Origin of the sequence: Streptomyces sp. NPDC057136 (assembly GCF_042670885.1) — a bacterium.
Classification (GTDB): domain Bacteria; phylum Actinomycetota; class Actinomycetes; order Streptomycetales; family Streptomycetaceae; genus Streptomyces.
In genome coordinates this window covers 13,945-38,284 of sequence record NZ_JBHUUV010000009.1, presented here as the reverse complement: position 1 = coordinate 38,284, position 24,340 = coordinate 13,945, and the positions used below count along the sequence as shown (strand labels likewise).

Genomic DNA, 24,340 nt, shown 5'->3' with positions numbered 1-24,340 from the left:
CATTTCGCATGTCAATTTCCAGTTCTGACCACACCGTCATGCCCGAGAACGTCGACAACAACGACGAGCTCATCACCCTCGACTCCATCGAGATCGTCGAGTCCATCGAGTCCGTCGAGGACAACGAGCTCGCGGAGCTCGCCGAGGCCGTCGTGGCCGAGGCCGACACCGCAGCCGTCGTCGCTGCCGACCCCGAGGTCGTGAAGGTCGTCGAGGTCGAGGTCGTGGAGGTCGTCGAGACCGCCGCTGCCGAGGTCGTCGAGACGCCCGCCGTCGAGACCGCCCCCGTCAAGACCACCGTCGTCGAGGTCGTGGAGACCGCCGAGGTCGCCGCCGGCGACAGCGCCGAGGCCGAAGACGCCGAGGACGCCGAGCCGACCGTCACCTTCGGTTCCCTGGGCCTGCCCGACGGCATCGTCCGCAAGCTCGCCCAGAACGGCGTCACCGCGCCCTTCCCGATCCAGGCCGCGACCATCCCGGACGCCCTGGCCGGCAAGGACATCCTCGGCCGTGGCCGTACCGGCTCCGGCAAGACCCTCTCCTTCGGTCTCCCGACCCTGGCCACGCTGGCCGGCGGTACGACCGAGAAGAAGAAGCCCCGCGCGATCATCCTGACGCCGACGCGTGAGCTCGCGATGCAGGTCGCGGACGCGCTTCAGCCGTACGGCGACGTACTCGGCCTGAAGATGAAGGTCGTCTGCGGCGGTACGTCGATGAGCAACCAGATCTACGCGCTGGAGCGCGGTGTCGACGTCCTCGTCGCCACCCCGGGCCGTCTGCGCGACATCATCAACCGCGGCGCCTGCTCCCTGGCGAACGTCCAGGTGGCCGTGCTCGACGAGGCCGACCAGATGTCGGACCTGGGCTTCCTGCCCGAGGTCACCGAGCTGCTCGACCAGATCCCCGGCGGCGGCCAGCGCATGCTCTTCTCCGCCACCATGGAGAACGAGATCGGCACGCTGGTCAAGCGCTACCTGAGCAACCCGGTCACCCACGAGGTGGACAGCGCCCAGGGCAACGTCTCGACCATGACGCACCACGTCCTCGTCGTGAAGCCGAAGGACAAGGCGCCGGTCACGGCCGCGATCGCCGCCCGTAAGGGCCGCACGATCATCTTCGTCCGCACCCAGCTGGGCGCCGACCGTATCGCCGAGCAGCTCATCGAGTCCGGCGTGAAGGCCGACGCGCTGCACGGCGGCATGACGCAGGGTGCCCGTACCCGCGTGCTCGAGGACTTCAAGAAGGGCTACGTCAACGCACTCGTCGCGACCGACGTCGCCGCTCGCGGTATCCACGTCGACGGCATCGACCTGGTCCTGAACGTGGACCCGGCCGGCGACCACAAGGACTACCTGCACCGCTCGGGCCGTACCGCCCGCGCCGGCAAGTCCGGTGTCGTCGTGTCGCTGGCGCTTCCGCACCAGCGCCGCCAGATCTTCCGCCTCATGGAGGACGCTGGCGTCGACGCCTCGCGTCACATCGTGCAGGGCGCGGGCGTCTTCGAGCCCGAGGTCGCCGAGATCACCGGTGCCCGTTCGCTGACCGAGGTCCAGGCCGACTCCGCGAACAACGCCGCCAAGCAGGCCGAGCGCGAGGTCTCCGACCTGACGAAGCAGCTGGAGCGCATCCAGCGCCGCGCCGGCGAGCTGCGCGAGGAGGCCGACCGTCTGGTCGCCCGCGCCGCACGCGAGCGGGGAGACGACCCCGAGGAGGCAGTGGCCGCGGCCGCCGCCGAGGCGGAGGCCGCGATCGAGGCCGCCGCAGCAGCCGTACCGGAGCAGCAGCCGGCCGTGCGCGAGGAGCGTCGTGACGACCGCGGCAACTTCGAGCGCCGTGACAACCGCGGCGGCGACCGTGGTGGGTACCGCGGTGGCAACGACCGCAACGACCGTGGCGGCGACCGTGGCGGCCGTTCCTTCGAGCGTCGTGACGACCGTGGTGGCCGTCCCCCGTTCAACCGTGACAACGACCGCCCGTCGTTCAACCGTGACCGTCGTGACGAGCGTCCGTCGGGCGGCTTCCGCTCCGGCGGTGCCGGTGGCACCGGTGGCGGCGACCGCCGTGACGACCGTGGTGGCCGTCCCCCGTTCAACCGTGACAACGACCGCCCGTCGTTCAACCGTGACCGTCGTGACGAGCGTCCGTCGGGCGGCTTCCGCTCCGGCGGTGCCGGTGGCACCGGTGGCGGCGACCGCCGCGACGACCGCGGTGGCCGTTCCTTCGAGCGTCGTGACAACGACCGCCCGTCCTTCAACCGTGACAACGACCGCCCGTCGTTCAACCGCGACCGTCGTGACGAGCGCCCCTCCGGTGGCTTCCGCTCCGGTGGCAGCGACCGCCCGTTCAACCGTGACCGTCGTGACGACCGCCCCGCGGGCGGCTTCCGCGCCGGTGGCGCCAGCGAGCGTCCGACCGGCCGCCGCGACGACCACCGCGGTGGCACCGGCACCGGCACGAGCACCGGCTCGTTCGGCCGCCGCGACGACAAGCCGCGCTGGAAGCGCAACGGCTGATCGCAGCTGAACAGGTCTGAACAGGTCTGACTGACCGACCGGCAGGGCCCGTACGACACCGACTCGGTGACGTACGGGCCCTGCCGCCTTCCCCCCGAACCCGGGTTGAACGGGTTCGAAAGTTCCTTCCGCTGCTCGTGACGTGCTGTTAGGCTCCGTCCACTTGTGTGGGGGTACTGCTGGGGGGCAGGTCCGGAGCGCTCATCCGCGCCCGGACAACGAACTTGTACGGACATCGCGCCATCCCCCATGCCTGCTTTCTGGTCGACAAGTACGGCGGGCACCTCGCGTACGTGGATGCCTGGCAGCGGGTGCACGTGGTGCCGACCGGAGTACCCACGGTGTTGTCGGCCCGCGGTGAGTGGCGGACGGGTCTGCCCACGGGCGGTCCGACCGGCGGATATGTGGGGGACTGGAACTACCGGGCAACGCTCTCCAAGCCCGCCTCGTCCTGGAAGGCCGCTTTCAAGGACCGGCGGACGGGGAAAGTGGTCCGTACCGTCATGGGCGGCGAGGCGCGGGGAGTGCTTTTTGCGGACTGGGACGGCCGTACCGACCTCGGCAAGCTCGCCGTCAACGGCCGCTACGACTGGACGCTGACCGTCCAGCCCGCCGACGGCCATGGTGCCGCCCTGACCAGGACCGGTGAGTACGCGCTGACACACGCGGCTCCGGCTTGGCGCGATTTCGGCGGCAGGGACGGCCTCGGCGATCTCTTTGTCGCCGTGGACGAGGGCATGATCGGACTGCGCCGGGGGCGTCTGCCCGGGACGGTCGGTCCGCACATGGGGCACTGGGGCCTGTTCGACGTGGCCTCGACGAGAATCGTCCCGACCGGAGACCTCCGGGGCGACGGGTGCAACGACTATCTGGCAGTCAAGGATGACGGCACGCTGATCCGGCTCGACGGATCCTGTGACGACGACAGCGGTTACGGGTTTCACACGGAGCCGGTGAAGATCGGTATCGGCTGGAAGCCGTACGACCTGTTCGCGCCCGGCGACATCAACGGGGACAAGGTCGCGGACCTGCTGGCACGTCAGAAGTCGACCGGCTACCTCTACCTCTATCCCGGTGACGGCAACGGCCGGCTGAAGGCGCGAACCAAGATCGGCACCGGCTGGAACGGCCTCACGGTCGTCGGCGCGGGCGATCTGACCGGTGACGGGTTCGGAGACCTGTTGGTCCGTGACAAGGCGGGGGTGCTGTGGCGTTACAACGGCACGGGAACCGGCCGAGTGGCACCGAAGGTGAGGGTCAGCGCGGGCTGGCAGGTGTACAACGCGCTCGCGGCGGTCGGTGACATCACGGGCGACGGGAAGAACGACTTGCTGGCCAGGGACAGGGACGGGGTGCTCTGGCGGTACACCGGCACCGGCTCGGGCACCTTCCTTGCGAAGTCCCGGATGGGGCCGGGCTGGCAGAAGTATCCGAAGGTGTTCTGAGGCATGCGGCGCGCGGGCACGGTTCGGCGGATCGGTTATCAGAGCGTGCTGTGAACCGCGCATGTCGTGCCCCCGGCGAGGGAATCGCTGGGGGCATGACAAACCGCGAAGCCGGGGCCGCCGAGCCCCCACCACCGCCCGACGCCACCGCGACGGCTCCCGCCTCTGTGGGAGCTCCCACCACCGCGACGGCTCCCACCCCGACCTCCGACGAAGACCGCCTGGCCGAACTCGGCTACACCCAGGTCCTCGCCCGCCGGATGTCCGCCTTCTCCAACTACGCCGTCTCGTTCACGATCATCTCGGTGCTCTCCGGCTGCCTGACGCTCTACCTGTTCGGGATGAACACCGGCGGTCCCGCCGTCATCACCTGGGGCTGGGTCGGGGTCGGCCTGATGACGTTGTTCGTCGGCCTGGCGATGGCGGAGATCTGTTCGGCGTACCCGACCTCCGCGGGCCTCTACTTCTGGGCCCACCGTCTCGCCCCACCGCGTTCGGCGGCGGCCTGGGCGTGGTTCACGGGCTGGTTCAACGTCCTCGGGCAGGTCGCCGTCACCGCGGGCATCGACTTCGGGGCGGCGTCGTTCCTGGGTGCGTACCTGAACCTTCAGTTCGGCTTCGAGGTCACGCCGGGCCGTACGATCCTGCTGTTCGCCGCCATCCTGATCCTGCACGGCCTGCTCAACACGTTCGGCGTGCGGATCGTGGCGATCCTCAACAGCGTGAGCGTCTGGTGGCACGTCGTCGGCGTCGCGGTCATCGTCGGCGCCCTCACCTTCGTACCGGACTCGCACCAGTCGGCGTCGTTCGTCTTCACCGAATTCGTCAACAACACCGGGTGGGACAGCGGCTTCTACGTCGTGATGATCGGCCTGCTGATGGCCCAGTACACCTTCACCGGGTATGACGCCTCCGCCCATATGACGGAGGAGACCCATGACGCGGCGATGGCGGGCCCACGCGGAATCGTCCAGTCCATCTGGACCTCCTGGATCGCCGGCTTCGTCCTCCTCCTCGGCTTCACCTTCGCCATCCAGTCGTACGACGGAGCCCTCACCTCCCCGACCGGCGCCCCGCCCGCCCAGATCCTCCTGGACGCCCTGGGCGCCACGACCGGCAAACTCCTGCTGCTCGTCGTCATCGGAGCCCAGCTCTTCTGCGGCATGGCCTCCGTCACCGCCAACAGCCGCATGATCTACGCCTTCTCCCGGGACGGCGCACTGCCCTTCTCCCACATCTGGCACACAGTCAGCCCGCGCACCCGCACCCCTGTCGCAGCGGTCTGGCTCGCCGCGATGGCAGCCCTCGCCCTCGGCCTCCCGTACCTGATCAACGTCACCGCTTACGCCGCCGTGACCTCGATCGCCGTGATCGGCCTCTACATCGCGTACGTCATCCCCACCCTGCTCCGTCTGCTGCGCGGCGACGACTTCACCCCGGGCCCCTGGCACCTGGGCCGCTGGTCGCGCCCCATCGGCATCGTCGCTGTGGTGTGGGTGGCGGTGATCACTGTGCTCTTCATGCTGCCCCAGGTGTCGCCGGTCACCTGGGAGACCTTCAACTACGCCCCGATCGCGGTCCTGGTGGTCCTCGGCTTCGCGGCCACCTGGTGGCTGACCTCGGCCCGCCACTGGTTCCTCAAGCCGGATCACAAGCGCACGAACACGGCCGACGGGCCCCGCTGACCGGCCGGCGCCCACCCCGCGACCGGGCGCGACGGGCCCGGCACCGGATACCGGATCGGCTGCCGGGCCCGGGCGGGCTATGCTCGGGGGTGATCCGCGAGGGCCGTTAGCTCAATTGGTCAGAGCAGCGGACTTTTAATCCGTTGGTTGTGGGTTCGAGTCCCACACGGCCTACGCGATGCAGGGAGGGTTAACCCCTTCTGACCTGCTACTTAGCGCCTCGACCGGCTTCGGCCGGTCGAGGCGCTTCGTCGTTCCCGGCCTCGTGCGTGAGCGGACGGTCCGACAGCAGGCCCTACGGAGGGGGCTTTACGGGCACGTGGCACCAAAGCGGCGGCGGCTTCTGCGGCAGCCTTGTCGACCTCGGGTAGCAGGCTCGTGAACGTGTCCGAGGTCAGGGTGATCGTGGAGTGGCGCAGGGCCTCTTTGATCGTGTGCAGATCGCCGCCCGCGCCGCGGGTGAGAGTGGCGGCGACGTGGCGCAGATTGCAGCGTGTCCGCCAGGAGCCGCCGGCGCGGGTGGGGGTTCGGAATTTGCACGAACTCCTACCTTTATTGGTTCTCCCTTGTTCATTGCTTGTCTAAGTGCTGGCCATCGAGGCGGAACAGTGGAGGTCGGCGCCCAGCGGGTGACCGAGGGCCACGATCACCCAACCTCCGCGAGGTGGAGACAAGCATGTCTTCCAGTGTCATACGCATGGCCGCGATAGCCGGAGTCACCGCCCTTACGGTCCTCACGGCCACGTCCTGCGCTGACGGGGGCGGTGGCACGGACACGAAGGACAAACCGGCCGCGGCCGCTTCACCGCAGTCCGACGGAAAGGCCGTGAAGAACGAGAAGAAGAAGGAGGGTGCCCACTGGGGTTACAAGGGAGCCGACGGTCCGGCGAACTGGGCGACCCTCGCCGAGGACTTCGAGGCGTGTGAGGCCGGGCACGAGCAGTCCCCGATCGATCTCGACGACGACAAGGTGGACGAGGCCCCGGTCGACAAGGCAGTGACCATCGACTACAGACCCGTCACCGCGGAGCTGGTGAACAACGGCCACACCATCCAGGCCAATGTCTCCACCGGCAGCAAAATCGTCATCGACGGCACCTCCTACGACCTCAAGCAGTTCCACTTCCACCTCCCGAGCGAGCACACGGAGGAGGGCGAGCACACCGCGATGGAGATGCACTTCGTGCACGTGGACAAGAACGGCAAGCTCGCCGTCGTGGCCGTGTTGATGGAGGAGAAGGCGGGCAAGTCCGCCTTCGCGGACCTCTTCAAGAAACTGCCGTCCGAGGAGGGCGTCACGGCGAGGATCGCCAAGGCATTCGACCTCACCGCGTTCCTGCCCGGTGACCGCAAGCAGTACCAGTACGAGGGCTCACTGACGACCCCGCCGTGCACCGAGGGCGTCAAGTGGACCGTTCTCAAGGACCTCGTCCGGGTCGCCCCGGACGAGGTGGCCGCGTACAAGGAGTTGTTCCCGAAGAGCAATCGGCCGACCCAGCCGCTGAACGACCGCGAGCTCACCGTCGTGGCCGAGTAACCCCGGATCCCGACACCCGAGGGCCGTTCTGGCTCTCGAGCGCCCGGCCACAACAGGCCCTGGCGCAGTTGTGCCGTCTGGTCCCAGTTCTGGGCTCGTTCAGCCCAGTCCGGGCTCGTCCGGACAGGGCCGCCCCGAACACTCCGCCGCAGGTCAGGACACCTACGACCCCCGCCGGCCCCCCGGGCGGACATGTGGAAAGCGTGTCGGGGGAAACCCCTCACGAGTTCGAATCTCGTATCCTCCGCACTCGCCCGCAAGGGCAACGAAGGCCCCGACCGGGAAACCGGCCGGGGCCTTCGTCGTCTCCGTCTCAGCTTCCGTCACAACCGGATCTCTCACCCGGCTGCGTCAGCGTGCTTCGGCTGGGCAACAAGTCGGCCGCCGACCGAAGCCTGACTCTCAGCGACGGGCGCCGAGCCGACAGCGGCCGGTTTCCGGAGCAGGAGCAGCGCTGCGTCGTCGTGGAGCCGACCGCCGACGTGCGCCAGCAGCTCGTCGTGGAGCGCGGCGAGGGTATGGGACGGCTCATCCGAGATGTGCCGCGCCACCCGCTCGACGAGCGGGTAGAACTCACGATCGTGGTTGCGAGCCTCGGTGACACCATCGGTGTACAGGAGCAGCTGGTCACCGTCAGTGAAGGGCAGTACCTGAAGACTCGGGGTTTCGCCGGTAAGGCCACGCAGCCCGAGCGGTGGAGCCGGATGGATCGGCTCGACGGCCAGTACATGGGAACCGCGGACCACCAGCGGCGGGGCGTGCCCGCAGTTGACCACTTCCACGCGCCCGGCCCCGGGGTATCCGGCGACCACGGCGGTGACGAAGTCGTCGGAACCCAGATTGCGCGCCAGGCTCCGCTCGATCCTGCTGACGACGTCGAGGAGGTCGGGCTCGTCGTAGGCGGCCTCGCGGAAGATACCGAGCACCAGAGCGGCGGTGCCCACCGCGGGCAGTCCCTTGCCGCGCACGTCGCCGACGATCACCCTGACCCCGTATGGAGTCGGCACCAGCGCGTAGAGGTCCCCGCCGATGCGGGCCTCCGCCGCGGCGGCGCTGTAGCGGACGGCCACCTGAAACGGGCCGACCCTCGCGGGCACGGGCTTGAGGAGGGCGTGCTGGGCGGCCTCGGCGACCGAGCGCACGGCTGCGAGTACCCGTTCGCGGCGCACGCGCAGCCCGCTCGCCATGGCACTGGCCAGGGTTACGGCGCCCAACGCTGACAGCACGATTGCCAGCTCGCGACCCGGTACACCGTCGCGGACCCCGAGCGCAGCGCCCAGAACGGCGCCGAGGAAGCCGACACAGAGAACCCCCCGCGGCCGACTGGTGGTGGCGGCCAGCGCGGGTCCGGCGGCGAGCAGTGGCAGCCAGGTCATCCCGGCTCCGCTGACGAGGGCGAGGAGTACAACGACAGAGACGATCAATACGGGCGTACCGGCGGCGAACTGCGCGGCGGTGCCCGTCCGGGGCTTCGTGAAGGGCCACATCGGCCACCAGCCGCCTTCATGGTCTCGGGCCTGACTCATGTTGTGGTCCGCACTCCTCTCCCGATGGCGTCGTATTTGCCCTGAATGTCTCTTTCATTCAGGGAACAGGTTCCGTGCGGGTGCCACAAGGAGAGGAATTTCAGATAGTGAGCGAAAGACCCCTGGTCACGCGACCGGCTGTCGGCACCAGTCGCGCTCGCACCTCATCGATGCGGGCGAGCCGGTCCGCCCGCAGGGAGACACCGAGCGAGCCGAGCCTGTCGCCGCTGTATACGGGCACCGCGACGCAGACCGTACCGAGGGCGTACTCCTCCAGGTCCATGACGGCCTGGGCGGTGGCCGACGAGTCGAGTTGCCTGAGCAGTTCGGAACGGTGGGTGATGGTCCGGGGCGTGAGGTCGGCGAGGGAGTGCCGGGAGAGGTAGTCATTGCGGGAGTCGTCGTCCAGCTCGCGCAGCACGCACTTCCCGAGCGCGGTGGCGTGCCCGGCGTCCTCGAATCCCACCCACAGGTCGACCCGGGGTGCCCGCGGGCTGTCGACGATCTCGGCGACCCGGATCTCGCCCTCCTCGTAGAAGGTCAGGTAAGCGGCGGCCGACAGTTCGTCCCGCAGAGCGGCGAGCGTGGGGCGGATACGGCTGAGCAGGGCCTGCCCGCGGCTTCCGGCACGCAGCGCGTCCAGCTGGTCCCCGATGACGTACCCGCCGTCGTCCAGCTTCCGTACGTACCCGTCGTGGACCAGTGTCCGCAACAGGTGATAGGTGGTGGCCAGAGGCATGCCCGTCTCGCGCGCCAACTGCTTCGCCGGCGCGCCGCTCTCGTGCGCGCCCACCGCTTCCAGCAGGCGGAACGCTCTCTGTACGGAAGTGATGAGCGTGGGGCCGTCGTGCGCAGCCATAAGACCAGCGTGCGCCCGGCTCACCACCTGGGCAAGGCCCCTTCAGCCGGATCGCCGGCATAGCGCGGCGGGCACTCGTTGCGTCTCGGCACCCTGGACGCGTGCGCGATGCGTGAGCGGACGTACTGGGATGACGCAACCAGATCTGGACTGGACGTCAAGCAGCAGCTCTCTGACCAGGCTGTTCTGGACCGGAGGGGTATACAGCGGAAGTCCCGGCAGGAACCTGCCGGGACTTTTAATCCGTTGGTTGTGGGTTCGAGTCCCACACGGCCTACGCGATGCAGGGAGGGGAAGCCCCCTCTGACCTGCTACTTAGCGCCTCGATCGGCCAGACGACTATTCGGACAGCGTGTTGGGCGGCAGAGGCAGTCGCTGAGCTTGGATGCGTGAGCGGGGTGCTGACGGCGCTGCATGGTCGTCACTAGGCAGCGCCGTCCCGGTTACGTCGCTGCGCCGGTGTCCGGGGCCGAATCAAGGACATCCCATGGGGCCAGGGCGTCCGCTCCCGCGCCCGCGAGGGTGACCTTCCCGGAGTGCACAGTGTCGAGCTGGTCAACCTGCTTCCCGTACCACTCGATGGCGGCAAGGGTGAGCGACAGCGCGGCGGCCTGCGCCTGGTTCTCCGGTGCGACGTGGTGGAACACCATGCCCAGTCGGGCCGTGCCCTCAGTGCAGCGGACCACGCAAACGGCCACGCAGTCAGTTGCGCCTGGTCCGCCTGGAGCCACGGAGTCGATCGACAGGATGCTCAGGGTGGCTTTCTCAGGCACGTCGGTGGGCCTCCTCGACGAACTGCGCGATCTGCTCAGGGGTGAGTTCGGGAACATCGTTTCGAGGAGCGGATCGATATCCCCGTTGCCGATTCTGCGTGGGACGTTGATACCCATCTCGGAGAGGATCTCCCTGGCCACGGACGACGGTATCTGTCCGGAGGCACGGGAGGAGAGCTCCGCCGGGCTCAGCTCGACTGGCCACTCGGCTTCCCGCCTGACGTATCCCTCGTGGACCGGGACTCCGTCCAGCGCGGCGCGCGGATAGATCTCTACGACGGCATCGCTGAATCACTCGGCTTGCGTCGCGAAGACTGTAGCGACCCCGGGGTCGGATGACGTCGGCGTGATGCCGTGGCGTTGCACGCCGGGGCTTCCTTCGAAACCGAGCTGCCATTGTCACTGCGGCCATCGAAGGAACGCCGCTACCGGGTGGCCGACCCTTACCTGCGGTTCTGGCTCGCATTCCTGGACCCGCAGCAACGACGTCGAAATCGACTTGGTGGGCGCCGACCGTCATCCGGTGGCCAAGCAGTTGCTCTTCCTCGGCTCGGTCAAATCGCTGGAGAACGCCCCGTTCGACAGCCACGACCTGGCCGCGCTGCAGAAGCACCGGGCGGCGATCACCGACGAGCCCGTGCCTCTCGTGGCTGTCTCCCGCAACGGGATCAGCTGTTCCGGGCTCCAGGCGGCGTACGGCCCCGAGGAACTGCTCGGCGCCTGGCGCAAGGCATCAGCGGGGATGGCCTCCTGTGGTTGCAGTTCTGGCTGCGTTCACCGACGTGGAGCACCGTTCGGAAACCCCACCGGCGCCGAGTGCACCGCAGGTCAAAACGTGCCCGTACGCCCCGTGAGGGGTTGTCCCCAACACGCTTTCCAAATGTTCGCCTGGGGGTTCACCCGGGCACGATGTCGAAGGGCTCCACCGTTCGCGGTGGGGCCCTTCGGCGTTGTCCGTCTCAGTTGCCCTTCTGCGGCTCCCAGAGCATGTCGCCCATGCGCTGTCGGCGCCACGGTGGGCAGAGCGCCCTCGCAACGGGGCCGAGGGTGGCGTGCTGCGACCGGGAGCGAGGGCCGCATGGGACCACCCGGCTGACAGGTGGTCAGGGAATCCGGTGAACGCCGGATGTCGGCCTGCCGCCACCGCCGCGAACCTGCTAGCTGTGAACGCGGTAGCTAAGCGTGCATGCTACGAAAATTCTCAATGTCCTCAAGAAAGATCTGGAATGCCCAAAATCTTCCCTTTCGCCCTCCTCGCGCTCGCTCTTGCGGTCGCACCTCTGACCCCGGCGGTGGCCAAGGCGCCCCCGCAGTCCGACCTGGTCCCCGGCGGGTACATCGTGACCCTCAAGGACACAGCCGCTCCCGACGGTGCCGGCATGAACGCGGCTGTGGACGCGGCTGTCGAGCAGGCCGCCGGTCTGGGTGCCAATGTGCAGCACGTGTACCGCTACGCCCTCCACGGCTACGCCGCGTCCATGAGCCGGAGCGCCGCAGCCGCGATCGCCGACGACCCGCAGGTGAGTTCGGTGGAGCCCGACCGGCGGGTACAGGCCACCGCTCAGTCGGTCCCGACCGGTGTGGATCGGGCAGAGGCCGACAAGAGCCCCACAGCGGCCATCGACGGTGTCGACACGCGGGTGAACGTCGATGTCGCCGTCATCGACACCGGGATCAACCCGAACCACCCCGACCTCAATGTGTACCGGGCCGGCGGCAAGAACTGCTGGTTGCCCAGCCTGCCCCCCTCCGACTGGCACGGTCACGGTACGCATGTCGCCGGAACCATCGGCGCCCTGGACAACGGCACCGGGGTGGTCGGTACGGCACCGGGCGCCCGGCTCTGGCCGGTGCAGGTGCTCGACCCCTCGGGCAGCGGCACCACCTCGGCGGTCATCTGCGGCATCAACCACGTCACCCAGCACGCGGACGAGATCGAGGTCGCCAACATGAGCCTGGGCGGCGCGGGCACCGACGACGGCAACTGCGGCAAGAGCAACAACGACGCCATGCACCGGGCGATCTGCAACTCCGTCGCCAAGGGCGTCACCTACACCGTGGCGGCCGGCAACGACCACGCCGACGCCAAGAACATGATCCCCGCCGCGTACGACGAAGTGATCACCGTCAGCGCCCTGGCCGACTTCGACGGCAAGCCGGGGCGTCTCGGCCGGCCGACGTGCCGCAACGACCAGGACGACACCTTCGCCGACTTCTCCAACTACGGCTCCGACGTCGACCTGATCGCGCCCGGCGTGTGCATCCGCTCCACCTCCAACAGCGGCGGCTACACCACAATGTCCGGCACCTCGATGGCCGCGCCCCACGTCGCAGGCGGCGCAGCGCTGTACCGGGCCACCCACCCCGGCGCACTGCCCCAGACCGTCAAGACGGCTCTGCGGGCCGCCGGCAGCCTCGACTGGACCTGGCCCTCCCAGGACGGCGACGCCACCAAGGAGCGTCTGCTCAGACTCACGTCCTTCTGACGGCGGTCACCTGCACCATGGCGTGGGCGCGCACCGGCACGCGCAACGAACAGCGACACTCCGCCTCGCGATACACAGCAGGTCAGGACGCTCCCGAACAGACCCGGACGGCCGGACGGCCACTTGGAAAGCGTGTTGGGTCGCAACGCCAGTCGTTGAGCCCGGATGCGTGAGCGATGCGTTTTGCGGACGTGTTGGCACGACGCGCTCGCCCCACCCGGTTCCGACCGGGTGGGGCGCTTCTGTGTGAGCTGTGGGTCTGACGGGCCTACAGGTCCACGCGGGACGGCAGTGCGGTGGGGCGGCCGTAGGCGAGGATGCGGGTGCAGACCTCGGACTGGGGCCGCGAGTGGGCGGCGGCCCGTCGTGGGGGCGGCTAGTCGAGGCCCTCCGCCCTCAGGTCGTAGACCAGTAGCAGCGTTCGGTAGGACTCTTCGGGTACGTCCTTGCAGGCCTTGGGGCGCTTGCTGAGCGTCGAGTTGTTGTCCAGTGCTCGCTCGCACGTGGCCCGCGTCTCCGCTTCGGACTGTGCGCAGGCGGTGAGAGCCGCGAGCAGGAGCGTCGCTGCGAGTGCGGTGCCGACGGCGGTGGCGGACGTACGGGTGCGCATGGTCTCCCCGGGGGCGTGCGTGACTACGTAACAAGGGAGACATTGTCGGGCAACAGGGATGATCTCGTGCGGTAGTTGGCGTCATGTGCACCCGGACGGGTCACCCCTGGAGAGGTGTGCTGACGGTCATGCGGTCGGTTCGATGTTCTGGTTGGCGTGGAACAGGTTGTCGGGGTCGTACGTCTTCTTGACGGCGGCGAGCCTGTCGAAGTGGCCGCGGTAGGTGGACCTGACGCGCTCCGGGCCCTCGCCCGCGCCTATGAAGTTCACGTACGCGCCGCCCATGGAGTGCGGGTGCAGCTCGTCCCAGTAGTCGACGGCCCACTGGGTGACCGCCCCGGCGTTGGCCGGGTCGGGATCGACGCCGGCGATGACGCCCGACCAGACGGCGTCACGGAAGGCCCACGCGGTGTCGTCCTGACCGACCCGGCCCGCCGCCCCGTCGACCGGGTAGAGGTGCATCGTCGACAGATCGGTGGGGAGGCTCTCCGCGTATCTGGCGTGCACATCGATGGCCTCGTCCGTGATCCGGTCGAAGAAGTCCCCGCGCCAGTACCACTGGAGGCCCTTGGGGATCAGTTCGTCGAACAGGCTCTGGAGCCCCGGATAGGGCATCGGCGAGGTGAAGTGGAAGGCGGGCGGACCGGGGTCGTTGACCACCGTCAGGGCTTCCTCCACCCCGGCCGGGTCCCCCGTGAAACACCACACGACCCCGCACATCTTCTGGCCGTGGATCTCCTCGGGGAACGGCGGGCCGGGCGGGATGGTCAGCGACGCGAAGAAGCCGTATACGTCGTCGGGGGCCTGCGGCATGAACTCCCGGTACCAGCGCAGCACTTCACCGATCATGTCCAGCGGCCACACGGTGATCCCCATGCCTACTGTGTCCACCGGGTGCAGCCGGAAGTCGAACGAGGTGACGACGCCGAAGTTCCCGCCGCCGCCGCGCAGCGCCCAGAACAGGTCCGGGTTCTCGTCCTCGCTCGCCGTGACGAAGCTGCCGTCCGCGAGGACCACATCGGCGGAGACCAGACTGTCCACCGTCAGACCGTACTTTCGGGTGAGGTAGCCGTGTCCGCCGCCGAGGGTGAGGCCCCCGACGCCCGTCGTCGACATGATGCCCGCCGGGGTCGCCAGGCCGAAGCCGTGTGCGGCGTGATCGAGGTCGCCGAGCTGTGCGCCTCCGGCGACCCGGGCCGTTCTCGCGGCCGGGTCGACCCGTACGCCGCGCATCGGCGACAGGTCGATCGTGACGCCACCCTCGACGAGGCACAGGCCCGGACCGCTGTGCCCGCCGCCCCGGACGGCGAGTTCCAGTCCGTTGTCGCGGATGAAGTCGACCGCGGCCATGACATCGGCCGTGTCCCTGCAGCGCACGAGCGCCGCCGGCCGTCTGTCGATCATGGCGTTGTAGAGGCTGCGGGCCTGTCCGTACTCCGGGTCGTGCGGCACTATGACCGGGCCGCGCAGCGCGGTCTTCATCGCTTCGAATGTGGTGTCGTCCATACCGTCTCCTCGCCGACGCGTGGGCCGCGACGCACCGGTCATCTCTTCTGCTTCGGTCGGCGGCCGCTTCACGCCGACGCTCGGCATCCCCGCGAGTCACAGGCGGACCGGCACCGCAGGGCAGGTACTTCAAGCCTCCCGCCGGTCGGGAAGCCGCGCAATCCGGCCGCCGTTGTGTGTGCGGGGCGGTAGCCGGCGCGCGCCGGAAGGCCGGATTCCGGGCACGGGGGGACCATGAAGTCATGGACGGGGAAGCCATGGACGGGGAAGTCGTGGACGGGTACGGGCGCCTCGACGGCATCAGTACGCCCGGGCGCCTCGCCGGGCCGACCGAGGGCATCAGCCCGGAGGAGCTCGCGCTCGCGGCCCGTAACCACGGCCTCCCGCTGGAGGCCTTGCGGTACGAGGTCACGCCGCCCGGTCTCCACTACGTACTCGTCCATTACGACATCCCCGCCGCCCGGGCCGAGGACTGGCAGCTCACCGTCGACGGCCGGGTACGGAAGCCGCTGACGCTGGACCCGGCGGCCCTGCGGTCGTTCCCCGCCGTCACGCAGCGGGTGACGATGGAGTGCGCGGGCAACGGCCGCGCCGGGCTCGCGCCGAGGCCCGTGAGCCAGCCGTGGCTGGTCGAGGCGGTCGGCACGGCCGAGTGGACCGGCGTACCCCTGCGGCTGCTGCTCGCCGAGGCAGGCGTGGAGGCGGACGCCGTCGAGGCCGTCTTCGGCGGCGCGGACCACGGGGTCGAGCGCGGCGTCGAGCAGGACTACCGGCGGAGCCTGCCTCTGGACGTGGCCGCGGGGCGCGACCCGGAGGTGCTGGTGGCGTACGGCATGAACGGAGCGCCACTGCCGCCGCAGCACGGCTTTCCGCTGCGGCTGGTGGTGCCCGGCTGGTACGGCATGGCATCCGTGAAGTGGCTGCGCGGGATCACGCTCACCGCGACCCCGTTCACCGGATTCCAGCAGGCGGTTGCCTACCGCTACCGGCAGGAGGCCGGTGAGCCGGGCGAACCCGTCACCCGCATCGCTCCCCGGGCGCTGATGATCCCGCCGGGCTTTCCGGACTTCATGTCGCGGACCCGTGTCGTACGCCCAGGAGCGGTGCTGCTGGAAGGCCGCGCGTGGTCCGGGCGCGCCCCCGTCGTACGAGTCGAGGTGAGCACGGACGGCTGCCGGACGTGGAGCGATGCCGTCCTCGGTACGAGCACTCCGGAGGAGCACGGCGCGCACGCCTGGGCATGGCGGGGCTGGCAGGCGCACTGGACGGCCACCCCCGGCAGCCACGTGCTCGGCGTCCGCGCCACCGACGCCACCGGCAGCACCCAGCCCGTCGTCCAGCGATGGAACCGTGGCGGTTTCGGCAGCAACCACGTCCAGCGGATCTCCGTCCTCTGCGCACCGGAGACCGGCTGACCGTCGTCCGCCGCGAGAGTGGTCATGAGTCCGCCCGGGATGCCGTAGAGTTGTGTTTACGACGCGGGGTGGAGCAGCTCGGTAGCTCGCTGGGCTCATAACCCAGAGGTCGCAGGTTCAAATCCTGTCCCCGCTACTGAAAGATCCGGGCCCGGCACGCACACAGCGTGCCGGGCCCGAGTCGTTTCCTGGGTCCGGCAGGCCGACAGCGTGTGACCGGGGCGTGCGTAGTACCTCCGCGCTCCCCCCTTTGGCCGACGAGGAGTCGCCGCGCGGCGCGGCTCCGGTCAGCCTGGGTGGGGCGCGGTACCGTCCGCAACCGTAGGCGGACCCGGGCAGGAGAACTCAGGTGGGGAAGCGGGACACAGGGCGGCGCGGGGCTCCCGGGGGAGTCCGTGCTCGTCGGTTCGTCCGCATGCTGCCCGCGCTGATGATCGCGGGCGGGATGCTCTTCGACCTCGCGACCCCGCCCACCTTCACCCCCGTGCCCCTCTTCGTGGCCGCTCCCCTGATCGCCGCACCGTTCTTCTCGCGGGCCGGCACGCTCCGGACGGGAATCGCCGCCGCCCTCGTCATGGCGGTACTGGACCTGTACAGCCGCACGCTCAGTCAGGTCGAGCCGGTCATCGAGCTGGTCACCGTGGTCACCGCCGGGCTGCTCGCCCTCTTCATCAACGGTGTCGTCCGGCGGGGCAACGAGCAGCTGGCATCGGCCCGGGTCATCGCGGAGACCGCCATGCGGGCGGTGCTGCCGACGCCGGCCGACCGGATCGGCGGGCTCCAGGTCGCGGCACGGTACGAGGCGGCTCAGGCGGACGAGTTCGTCGGCGGTGACCTGTTCGCCGTCGTGGACACTCCGTACGGGGTACGGCTGGTGGTCGGGGACGTACGGGGCAAGGGTCTTGACGCGGTCGGGGCGGTGGCGGTGGTCATCGGGGCGTTCCGGGAGGCCGCCGAGCAGGAGCGCTCTCTGGAGGGCGTGGCGCAGCGCCTGGAGCGGGCGCTGGCGCGGGAGCGGACGCGGCGCGGCGGGCTCGATGCCATGGAAGGGTTCATCACCGCCGCACTCGCCGAGATCCCGCCCGGGGTCGGTCTGGTGCGGCTCGTCAACCGGGGGCACCCCGAACCGATCCTGCTGCACGCCGACGGAAGGCTGGACGTGCTCGTGTCGTCCTCGCCCGCGCTGCCGCTCGGGATGGATCTGGGTGTGTGGCCGGACCGGTCGGAGGAGTGGCCGCTGCCCGCGGGGACGACGCTGCTGATGTTCACCGACGGCCTCTCCGAGGCACGCGACGCGGCCGGGGCCTTCTACGATCCGGCTGCCCGGTTGCGGGGGCGGATCTTCCCCGGGCCCGAGGAGCTGCTGTCCGCGCTCACCGACGACGTACGCCTGCATACGGGCGGTCTGTCCACGGACGACATGGCGCTGCTCGCGGTCGGCCGGCCGGCGGAGGGGCAGCCCGAGCGGCGGCGGACCGTGAAGATCGTGGGCCGGGGAACCCCCGGGGGAGCGGAATGAGCCAGTCGGTGACGGGCCGTCGGCGGGCGCCGCGCGACCGGTGCTGCGGAGCGGGGCCACCGTCCGTAACCGAAGGGTGCCCCTCCGCATAACATTTGACGCAACGTCAGAAATCGGATGGCGGACGAGGGGTGTTCAACTCGCCCGATTGCACCCGGTTGTATCCCGGTAAGTCCAGGCCGAAGTCGCGAATGATCACTCGGAACAGCTTGGAATCGGACCCGTCCGTCTATTAACGTTCGATAACGCAGCGCGGTCGTCCCAGTCGTCGTAAGAGGCGGCACCGTGCGCGAGCGCCGAATTCCGCAAGGAAACCGGGGAACCACCTACATGGGGTGAATCGGGCCACCTGTGTCTCGCGAGAGGCAGAGCGGCCCGTAGGAGACCTTCCTGCTCCGAACCCGTCAGCTAACCCGGTAGGCGAGAAGGAAGGAAAGGAGTGCGCCCACGTGGCGTCCAACAAGCCTGCCCCCGAGGCCCCGTCACCCTTCGGCACCGATACTCTCGGTGCCCAGGACAGGACCTGGGAGGAATGGAATCCCACCGAGGAGTCCATCCGGCCCGTTCGCGGCAGGCATCGCGTAGCCAAGCAGCGCGGTCTCGCTCGTAGCTCCACCGTCCTCGGGGTCGGCGTCATCGCGGCAGTCGGTGCGGGTGGCATGGCCACCGCTCAGGGCAAGCCGCCGGTCTCCATCTCTCTTCCCGATTCCATCGCGGACAATCTGCCCGACGCCAAGTCCCTTCCCGGCGTCGGCTCTTTGATGTCCGACGACTCCGACGCGAAGGACACCGCCACGGTGGCCGCGTCGTCCCCGCTCACCACCGCCGGCATCACCACCGCGGAGGCCGAGCAGGGCACGACGGACGCCGGAGAGGCGCTGCGCACCCGCATCCTCCAGCAGGCCGAGCAGCAGCAGGCCAGCGCCGACGCCGAGGCCAGGGCCGCCGAGGAGAAGGCGGCAGCCGAGAAGGCCGCCGCCGAGGCCAGGGCCCAGCAGGACGTGGCCGAGGCCAAGGTCGCCGCCGAGAAGAAGGCGGCCGAAGAGGCAGCCGCGCGCAAGGCGGAGGCCGAGCGGCTCGCCAAGCTGGCCGCCAGCTTCACCCTGCCGGTCTCCTCGTACACGATCACCTCGACCTTCGGTCAGTCCGGCCCCATGTGGTCCTCCGGCTACCACACCGGCCTCGACTTCGCGGCGGGGGCGGGCACACCGATCAAGGCCGTGCACGGCGGGACCGTCACATCGGCCGGCTGGCACACTTCGTACGGCTACCACACCGTCATCGAGCTCGACGACGGTACCGAGGTCACGTACAGCCACCAGTCCTCGATGAACGTCACCGCGGGCCAGAAGGTCAACACCGGCGACGTCATCGGCCGCGTCGGCGCGACCGGCAATGCGAGCGGGGCCCACCTCCACCTGGAGGTCCACACCCCGGGCGGCTCGGGCATCGACCCGATGAGCTGGTTGCGCAGCAAGGGCCTCCCGGTCTGAGACCCGGCAGTTGAGACACCGCGTCCCGTTCCCCGGACGCACCTGAACCCCGGCAGCCCTGACGCACACCCCCCGACGTCAGGGCTGCCGGTTTGCCGTTTTTTGGGGCGCTTTCGCGCCGGGAAACGGAATAGCGCGGTTCGGTGACGGGGTTGAACCACCCATGACTTCTCTCCGTACGCTCGGCTCCTCCGGCCTTCAGGTCTTCCCCCTCGCCCTTGGTGGCAACGTTTTCGGCTGGACGGCCGACGAGACACAGTCCTTCGCCGTGCTGGACGCCTATGCCGCGGCGGGCGGCAACTTCATAGACACCGCCGACTCGTACTCGGCCTGGGTGCCGGGCAACGAGGGCGGCGAATCGGAGACCGTCGTCGGCAAGTGGCTCGCCTCGCGCGGCAACCGCTCCGAGATCGTCGTCGCCACGAAGGTCGGCGCCCACCCCTCGTACAGGGGGCTCTCCGCCACCACCATCAAGGGCGCGGCCGAGGAATCGCTGCGCCGGCTCGGCACCGACCACATCGACCTCTACTACACGCACTTCGACGACGAGACCGTCCCCGTCGAGGAGATCATCACCGCCCTCGACCAGCTGGTGAAGGACGGCAAGGTGCGCGAGATCGCCGCTTCCAACATCAGCCCCGAGCGGCTGCGGGCCTCGCTGGACTTCTCCGAGCGTGAGGGCCTGGCCCGTTACGTCGCACTGCAGCCGCACTACAACCTCGTCTCACGCGACACCTACGAGGGCGGGCTCCAGGACACGGCCGCCGCCGCCGGCCTCGCCGCCGTCCCGTACTTCGCACTGGCCTCTGGTTTCCTCACCGGCAAGTACCGCGCGGGCGCCACGGTCGACAGTCCGCGGGCCGACAAGGCGGGCCAGCACCTGGAGTCGGAGCGCGGGCAGAAGGTTCTCGCCGCGCTCGACAGCATCGCGACGGAGCGCGGAGCGGAGATCGCGACCGTCGCCCTGGCCTGGCTGGCCTCCCGTCCCACCGTGGTGGCACCGATCGCGTCGGCCCGTACGGTCGAGCAGGTGCCCGCGCTGGTCGCGGTCGCCGGCCTTCAGCTGACCGAGCAGGAGCAGGCGGCGCTGACGGAAGCCTCCGCCTGACGCACTCAACGCACCTGACGGCGAGGTGAGTCGTACGGGTGTGGGTGGTGCGGGTGTGAGTGGTACGGCGGCTGTTGGTACGCACGCTGCTGGTACGGCGGCTGTTGGTACGGGAATCCGGCGGGCGGGGCTGCCCGGTTCAGGTACGGGTTGTAGCCGCCGTACCACTGGTGCGGGGCCGGGAGCGGTGCCGACGGGCGCGATCCGAGCCGGCCCGCCGCGTACGTCAGGGCCGGGCCCGCGACCTCCCTGCGCTCCCAGAGGTGGTGCAGCAGCTCCTGCTCCCGTACGGCGAAGTCCGGGCCCACCGCACCGCGGCGGGCCCTTCGCCGCAGCACGGCCAGCGACGTCGCGAACGACTCGTACTCGGCCACCGAGCGGGCCGCGGCCCTGCCGCCCGCCCGGCCCGCGCCGCTGTTCCAGTGCCGGGCCACATCGCGGGCCATTCCGCGGGCCCGCATCGAGGAGAGCGCCGACGGCTCGGCGGGAGACAGCCAGCCGGCCGCCGCATACGCCGGCAGCTCGGCGGCGAGGGTGCGCAGCTCGCGCTGGCGCGACCAGATCGCCAGCCAGGTCACCAGGGCGAACGCCGGGACCATGAACGCCCCGTACACCGCGAAGAATCCGTACCGGCCGAAGGTCGACGAGCCGTTCCACAGTGCGTGCATGCCCATGGCGAGGGCGAGTCCCAGCAGCGGGACCGCGATCCGGCGGGCGCGGTGGCGCCGCGCGCTGAGCGCGGCGATCCCGAAGCCGATGCCGGTGAGCACGGTGAACAGGGGATGCGCGAACGGCGACATCACCACACGCACGAAGAACGTCCCGGCCGTCACCGAACCCAGGCCCGCGCTGCCCAACTGCTGGTCCTCGCCGAAGGCGTTGCCCAGATAGAGGATGTTCTCGGTGAACGCGAAGCCGGTCGCGGTGAAACCGGCGACCACGATCCCGTCGACGATGCCGCTGAACTCCCGTCTCCGGAAGAGGAAGATCAGCAGGACCGCGGCGGCCTTCGCGCTCTCCTCGACGACCGGCGCTATCACCGTGGCACCGAGGGTGTCGGCGCTCGACGGGTCCGCGGTCGCCGTGGCTATCCAGCGGGCCGCGAACGTGTTCGCGGTGATCGCGACCAGCGCGGCGGCGCACGCACCCCAGGCGAAGGAGAACAGCAGACTCCGCCAGGGGCCCGGCTCGACCCGGTCCAGCCAGCGGAACGCCGCCATCAGCAGCGGCACGGGCAGTACGGCGAGCCCGAGCCCGACGAGGAAGCCCTCCGTGCCGGTCTGCTCGCGGACCAGGGACAGGATGAGCAGCCCGCAGAGCGCCAGTACGGAGATCACCGCTCCGGCACGGAACGCCTTGCTGCGCCACACCATGCCGACGCGGCGCGGGCGGTAACGCCACTGGCCGCGCTCCGGTACGGCGCCCAGGATCTCGCCGAGCCGTTGCTCCTCGAGAACCGGGACGGCCGGCTGCGGCTGCTGGTGCTGCGTGGACCACTCGGACACCCGATGACCCTAACGAGGGGGACTGACACCTGACCATGGCGCGAGGGGCGCGTGGCCGAGACCGGTTGTGTGCGGCGGCCGAAAGGCCGGCACGCGGGCACCGGCCGTCGCGCTCAGACGCGGGCGAAGAGCAGGTCGTGCACGACGTGCCCCTTGTCCAGGCCCTGGCCCTCGAACCGGGTCAGGGGCCGGAACGCGGGCCGTGGCGCGTACCCGCCGTCCGCCTGGGTGTTCGCGAAGCGGGGGTGCGCGGTGAGCACCTCAAGCATCTGCTCCGCGTACGGCTCCCAGTCGGTCGCGCAGTGGATCACGGCGCCCGGCTTCATCCGCTGGGCCACCAGGTCGAGGAACTCCGGCTGGATCAGCCGCCGCTTGTGGTGGCGGCTCTTGGGCCAGGGGTCCGGGAAGTACACCCGGAGGCCGTCGAGCGCCTCCGGCGCGAGCATCTCGCGCAGCAGGATGATCGCGTCCCCGTTGGCGACGCGGACGTTGCTCAGACCTGTCCGGTCCGCGAGGCTCAGCAGATTGCCCTGGCCGGGGGTGTGCACGTCGACCGCGAGAATCCCGGTGCCCGGGTCGTCGGCCGCCATCTGCGCGGTGGCCTCACCCATCCCGAAGCCGATCTCCAGGATCACCGGCAGTCCGTCGAACAGCTCGGGCAGATCGAGGACACGCAGCCCGTCGATGTCCAGGCCCCACTTCGGCCACAGCCGCTGGAGAGCATCCTCCTGACCGGCGGTGACCCGGCTGCGGCGCGGCTGGAAGCTGCGGATCCGGCGCTCGTGGTGCGAGCCGGCGGGGTCGGCGGCGGGCCCGCCGGGGAAGCGGGGCTCCTGGCGCAGCCGGCGCATCCGCTCGAAGGAGGCGGCACGCAGGGCAGCCGCGTCGTCCGTGGCGCCGGGCGTCTCGGGGGTGAGGTTCAGGGACTCAGACACAATGCCCCGATTCTACGGCGGGTGGCTTCCACCCCGTGGCACGAGCCCGCAGCAGGGCCCGCCGTGCCACCTCCCTCCCGATGGGCAGCGAGGCCGTGGCGGCGGGCGAGGGCGCGTTCAGCACATGCACGGTGTGTGGTGCCTCACGGATCAGGAAGTCGTCGACCAGCGTGCCGTCCCGCAGCACCGCCTGGGCCCTGACGCCCGCGGTGGAGGGGCGCAGATCGTCCTCCGTCACCTCGGGCAGCAGCCGCCGGACGGCCTGGGTGAACGCACGCTTCGAGAGCGACCGGTGCAGCTCGCCCGCCCCGTACCGCCAGTGGCGCCGGGCGATGTGCCAGGACCCGGGCCAGGTCAGCGTGGCCGCGAGCTCGCGCGGGTGCACGACAGGCCAGCTGTATCCCTCGCGGGCCAGTGCGGGCACGGCGTTCGGCCCGATGTGTACGGAGCCGTCGAAGCCCCGGGTCAGATGCACCCCGAGGAAGGGGAAGGCGGGGTCGGGCACCGGGTAGACCAGGCCGCGCACCAGCCGTTCCCTGGCGAGCTCGTAGTACTCCCCGCGGAAGGGGACGATCCGCACTCCCGGGTCGTCGCCCGCGAGCCGGGCGATCCGGTCGCTGTGCAGACCCGCGCAGTTGACGAGGACCCTGGCCCGGACGACCTGGCCGTCCGCCGTCCGCACCGCCACGCCCCAGGGGCGGCGGTCGATCGCGGTGACCTCGGCCCCGTACCGGATCTGCCCGCCCGCCGCGCTCACCTCCGTGGCGAAGCGGGCCGCGACGGAGCCGAAGTCGCACACGCCCGTCGTGCCGACCCGGATCGCCGCGAGCCCGCGTACATGCGGTTCGTACTCCGCGATCTGCGCCGGTCCCAGCTCCTGGACCGGCAGGCCGTGCTCACGGCCGCGCTGTACCAGGCCGTGCAGCCGGGGGAGCTCGGACCGCTCGGTCGCGACGATCAGCTTGCCGGTCACCGCGTGGGCGATGCCGTGCTCCGTGCAGAAGTCGACCAGCTCGGCGGCGCCCTGCACCGCGAAGCGGGCCTTGAGGGAACCCGGGCGGTAGTAGATGCCGCTGTGGATCACTCCGCTGTTGCGCCCCGTCTGGTGGCGGGCCGGCCCCCACTCCTTCTCCAGGACCGTGACCCGGGTGCCCGGAGCGGTACGCGTGATCGCATACGCCGTCGACAGACCGACGATCCCGCCGCCGATCACCAGCACCTCGCAGTCGTACGCCGCGTGCGTCATCATCACGCCACCTCCCACCCCGATAGTGCACTGACCCACTGACAACGGGCTCAAACCAGGGGCGGGCAGGGCGTGGCGCACATCTGTCAGGGTGCCGGTGCCGGGCGAGGTGGGCGTACCGGGGCGTACCGGCGCCTTGCGGACAGCGTCAGCCGCCCGGTGGCCTACGCCGGCCGCCC

General features: G+C 70.0%; 17 protein-coding genes, 2 tRNA genes, 2 pseudogenes and 1 riboswitch. Of the genes and pseudogenes, 12 read left to right on the top strand and 9 right to left on the bottom strand.

What is annotated here, in order from left to right; genetic code table 11:
• Window positions 1-8 precede the first annotated feature (8 nt).
• From ACFT7S_RS13800 to ACFT7S_RS13785, 4 genes are all read left to right on the top strand, one after another.
• Window positions 9-2,513 (top strand): DEAD/DEAH box helicase, encoded by a 2,505-nt coding sequence (locus ACFT7S_RS13800; protein WP_382730930.1) that lies wholly within the window; start codon window positions 9-11, stop codon window positions 2,511-2,513.
• Between the two features lie 224 nt (window positions 2,514-2,737).
• Window positions 2,738-3,958 carry an FG-GAP-like repeat-containing protein gene (locus tag ACFT7S_RS13795; RefSeq protein ID WP_382730928.1) on the top strand — a complete coding sequence of 407 codons (1,221 nt, stop codon included), beginning with the start codon at window positions 2,738-2,740 and terminating at the stop codon, window positions 3,956-3,958.
• Between the two features lie 95 nt (window positions 3,959-4,053).
• Entirely contained in the window at window positions 4,054-5,643 is a 1,590-nt protein-coding gene (locus tag ACFT7S_RS13790; protein ID WP_382730925.1) for an amino acid permease, read from the top strand.
• 100 nt (window positions 5,644-5,743) lie between these two features.
• Window positions 5,744-5,817, top strand: a tRNA-Lys gene (locus ACFT7S_RS13785).
• A gap of 38 nt (window positions 5,818-5,855) precedes the next feature.
• On the opposite strand, the pseudogene ACFT7S_RS13780 reads toward ACFT7S_RS13785, so the two are convergent.
• A pseudogene (locus ACFT7S_RS13780) lies at window positions 5,856-6,131 on the bottom strand (hypothetical protein); the annotation flags it as partial.
• Window positions 6,132-6,319: 188 nt separating this feature from the next.
• Between ACFT7S_RS13780 and ACFT7S_RS13775 the strand changes: the two are divergent.
• The gene (locus tag ACFT7S_RS13775; RefSeq protein ID WP_382730922.1) at window positions 6,320-7,180 is read left to right on the top strand and encodes a carbonic anhydrase; all 861 of its coding nucleotides are present in this window, start codon (window positions 6,320-6,322) and stop codon (window positions 7,178-7,180) included.
• A 338-nt stretch (window positions 7,181-7,518) separates the two neighbouring features.
• Here ACFT7S_RS13775 and ACFT7S_RS13770 read toward each other — a convergent pair whose 3' ends face one another.
• From ACFT7S_RS13770 to ACFT7S_RS13760, 3 genes are all read right to left on the bottom strand, one after another.
• Window positions 7,519-8,667: a PP2C family protein-serine/threonine phosphatase gene (locus tag ACFT7S_RS13770; protein ID WP_382731345.1), complete on the bottom strand. Its 1,149-nt coding sequence runs from the start codon at window positions 8,665-8,667 to the stop codon at window positions 7,519-7,521.
• A 139-nt stretch (window positions 8,668-8,806) separates the two neighbouring features.
• Window positions 8,807-9,565 (bottom strand): IclR family transcriptional regulator, encoded by a 759-nt coding sequence (locus ACFT7S_RS13765; protein WP_382730919.1) that lies wholly within the window; start codon window positions 9,563-9,565, stop codon window positions 8,807-8,809.
• A 443-nt stretch (window positions 9,566-10,008) separates the two neighbouring features.
• A complete protein-coding gene (locus ACFT7S_RS13760) occupies window positions 10,009-10,338 on the bottom strand; it encodes a hypothetical protein (protein ID WP_382730917.1) in 330 nt (109 codons plus the stop codon).
• Between the two features lie 387 nt (window positions 10,339-10,725).
• Here ACFT7S_RS13760 and ACFT7S_RS13755 point away from each other — a divergent pair.
• Window positions 10,726-11,065, top strand: a pseudogene (locus ACFT7S_RS13755) (ATP-binding protein); the annotation flags it as partial.
• A 499-nt stretch (window positions 11,066-11,564) separates the two neighbouring features.
• Window positions 11,565-12,824: a S8 family peptidase gene (locus tag ACFT7S_RS13750; RefSeq protein ID WP_382730914.1), complete on the top strand. Its 1,260-nt coding sequence runs from the start codon at window positions 11,565-11,567 to the stop codon at window positions 12,822-12,824.
• Window positions 12,825-13,200: 376 nt separating this feature from the next.
• On the opposite strand, the gene ACFT7S_RS13745 is transcribed toward ACFT7S_RS13750, so the two are convergent.
• Together ACFT7S_RS13745 and ACFT7S_RS13740 are read right to left on the bottom strand one after the other, a co-directional pair.
• Window positions 13,201-13,434: a hypothetical protein gene (locus tag ACFT7S_RS13745; protein WP_382730911.1), complete on the bottom strand. Its 234-nt coding sequence runs from the start codon at window positions 13,432-13,434 to the stop codon at window positions 13,201-13,203.
• A 126-nt stretch (window positions 13,435-13,560) separates the two neighbouring features.
• Window positions 13,561-14,940, bottom strand: coding sequence for an FAD-binding oxidoreductase (locus ACFT7S_RS13740; RefSeq protein WP_382730908.1), 1,380 nt, complete (start codon window positions 14,938-14,940; stop codon window positions 13,561-13,563).
• 242 nt (window positions 14,941-15,182) lie between these two features.
• Here ACFT7S_RS13740 and ACFT7S_RS13735 point away from each other — a divergent pair, with 242 nt between their 5' ends.
• From ACFT7S_RS13735 to ACFT7S_RS13715, 5 genes are all read left to right on the top strand, one after another.
• Window positions 15,183-16,355 (top strand): sulfite oxidase, encoded by a 1,173-nt coding sequence (locus tag ACFT7S_RS13735; protein ID WP_382730906.1) that lies wholly within the window; start codon window positions 15,183-15,185, stop codon window positions 16,353-16,355.
• A 62-nt stretch (window positions 16,356-16,417) separates the two neighbouring features.
• Window positions 16,418-16,491 (top strand) — tRNA-Met (locus ACFT7S_RS13730).
• Window positions 16,492-16,704: 213 nt separating this feature from the next.
• Window positions 16,705-17,874 carry a PP2C family protein-serine/threonine phosphatase gene (locus ACFT7S_RS13725; RefSeq protein ID WP_382730904.1) on the top strand — a complete coding sequence of 390 codons (1,170 nt, stop codon included), beginning with the start codon at window positions 16,705-16,707 and terminating at the stop codon, window positions 17,872-17,874.
• Window positions 17,875-18,158: 284 nt separating this feature from the next.
• Window positions 18,159-18,312: riboswitch (cyclic di-AMP (ydaO/yuaA leader) on the top strand.
• Between the two features lie 11 nt (window positions 18,313-18,323).
• Window positions 18,324-19,367, top strand: coding sequence for a M23 family metallopeptidase (locus tag ACFT7S_RS13720; RefSeq protein WP_382730902.1), 1,044 nt, complete (start codon window positions 18,324-18,326; stop codon window positions 19,365-19,367).
• A gap of 163 nt (window positions 19,368-19,530) precedes the next feature.
• Window positions 19,531-20,475, top strand: a complete 945-nt coding sequence (locus tag ACFT7S_RS13715; RefSeq protein ID WP_382730899.1) for an aldo/keto reductase — start codon at window positions 19,531-19,533, stop codon at window positions 20,473-20,475.
• 5 nt (window positions 20,476-20,480) lie between these two features.
• On the opposite strand, the gene ACFT7S_RS13710 is transcribed toward ACFT7S_RS13715, so the two are convergent.
• The 3 genes from ACFT7S_RS13710 to lhgO form a co-directional block, all read right to left on the bottom strand.
• Window positions 20,481-21,980, bottom strand: coding sequence for a PrsW family intramembrane metalloprotease (locus tag ACFT7S_RS13710; protein WP_382730897.1), 1,500 nt, complete (start codon window positions 21,978-21,980; stop codon window positions 20,481-20,483).
• 113 nt (window positions 21,981-22,093) lie between these two features.
• The gene (gene trmB / locus ACFT7S_RS13705) at window positions 22,094-22,915 is read right to left on the bottom strand and encodes a tRNA (guanosine(46)-N7)-methyltransferase TrmB (protein ID WP_382730895.1); all 822 of its coding nucleotides are present in this window, start codon (window positions 22,913-22,915) and stop codon (window positions 22,094-22,096) included.
• Window positions 22,908-24,164, bottom strand: coding sequence for an L-2-hydroxyglutarate oxidase (gene lhgO, locus ACFT7S_RS13700; RefSeq protein WP_382730893.1), 1,257 nt, complete (start codon window positions 24,162-24,164; stop codon window positions 22,908-22,910). Before lhgO ends, trmB begins: the two co-directional genes overlap by 8 nt.
• Window positions 24,165-24,340 lie beyond the last annotated feature (176 nt).

Excerpts from the sequence above, each read along its gene's own strand:
- ACFT7S_RS13790 (WP_382730925.1), top strand. The coding sequence starts at position 4,054 with ATGACAAACCGCGAAGCCGGGGCCGCCGAGCCCCCACCACCGCCCGAC.
- ACFT7S_RS13735 (WP_382730906.1), top strand. The coding sequence starts at position 15,183 with ATGGACGGGGAAGCCATGGACGGGGAAGTCGTGGACGGGTACGGGCGC.
- lhgO (WP_382730893.1), bottom strand. The coding sequence starts at position 24,164 with ATGATGACGCACGCGGCGTACGACTGCGAGGTGCTGGTGATCGGCGGC.
- ACFT7S_RS13775 (WP_382730922.1), top strand. The coding sequence starts at position 6,320 with ATGTCTTCCAGTGTCATACGCATGGCCGCGATAGCCGGAGTCACCGCC.
- ACFT7S_RS13745 (WP_382730911.1), bottom strand. The coding sequence starts at position 13,434 with ATGCGCACCCGTACGTCCGCCACCGCCGTCGGCACCGCACTCGCAGCG.
- ACFT7S_RS13750 (WP_382730914.1), top strand. The coding sequence starts at position 11,565 with ATGCCCAAAATCTTCCCTTTCGCCCTCCTCGCGCTCGCTCTTGCGGTC.
- ACFT7S_RS13800 (WP_382730930.1), top strand. The coding sequence starts at position 9 with ATGTCAATTTCCAGTTCTGACCACACCGTCATGCCCGAGAACGTCGAC.
- ACFT7S_RS13740 (WP_382730908.1), bottom strand. The coding sequence starts at position 14,940 with ATGGACGACACCACATTCGAAGCGATGAAGACCGCGCTGCGCGGCCCG.
- ACFT7S_RS13765 (WP_382730919.1), bottom strand. The coding sequence starts at position 9,565 with ATGGCTGCGCACGACGGCCCCACGCTCATCACTTCCGTACAGAGAGCG.
- ACFT7S_RS13715 (WP_382730899.1), top strand. The coding sequence starts at position 19,531 with ATGACTTCTCTCCGTACGCTCGGCTCCTCCGGCCTTCAGGTCTTCCCC.
- ACFT7S_RS13770 (WP_382731345.1), bottom strand. The coding sequence starts at position 8,667 with ATGTGGCCCTTCACGAAGCCCCGGACGGGCACCGCCGCGCAGTTCGCC.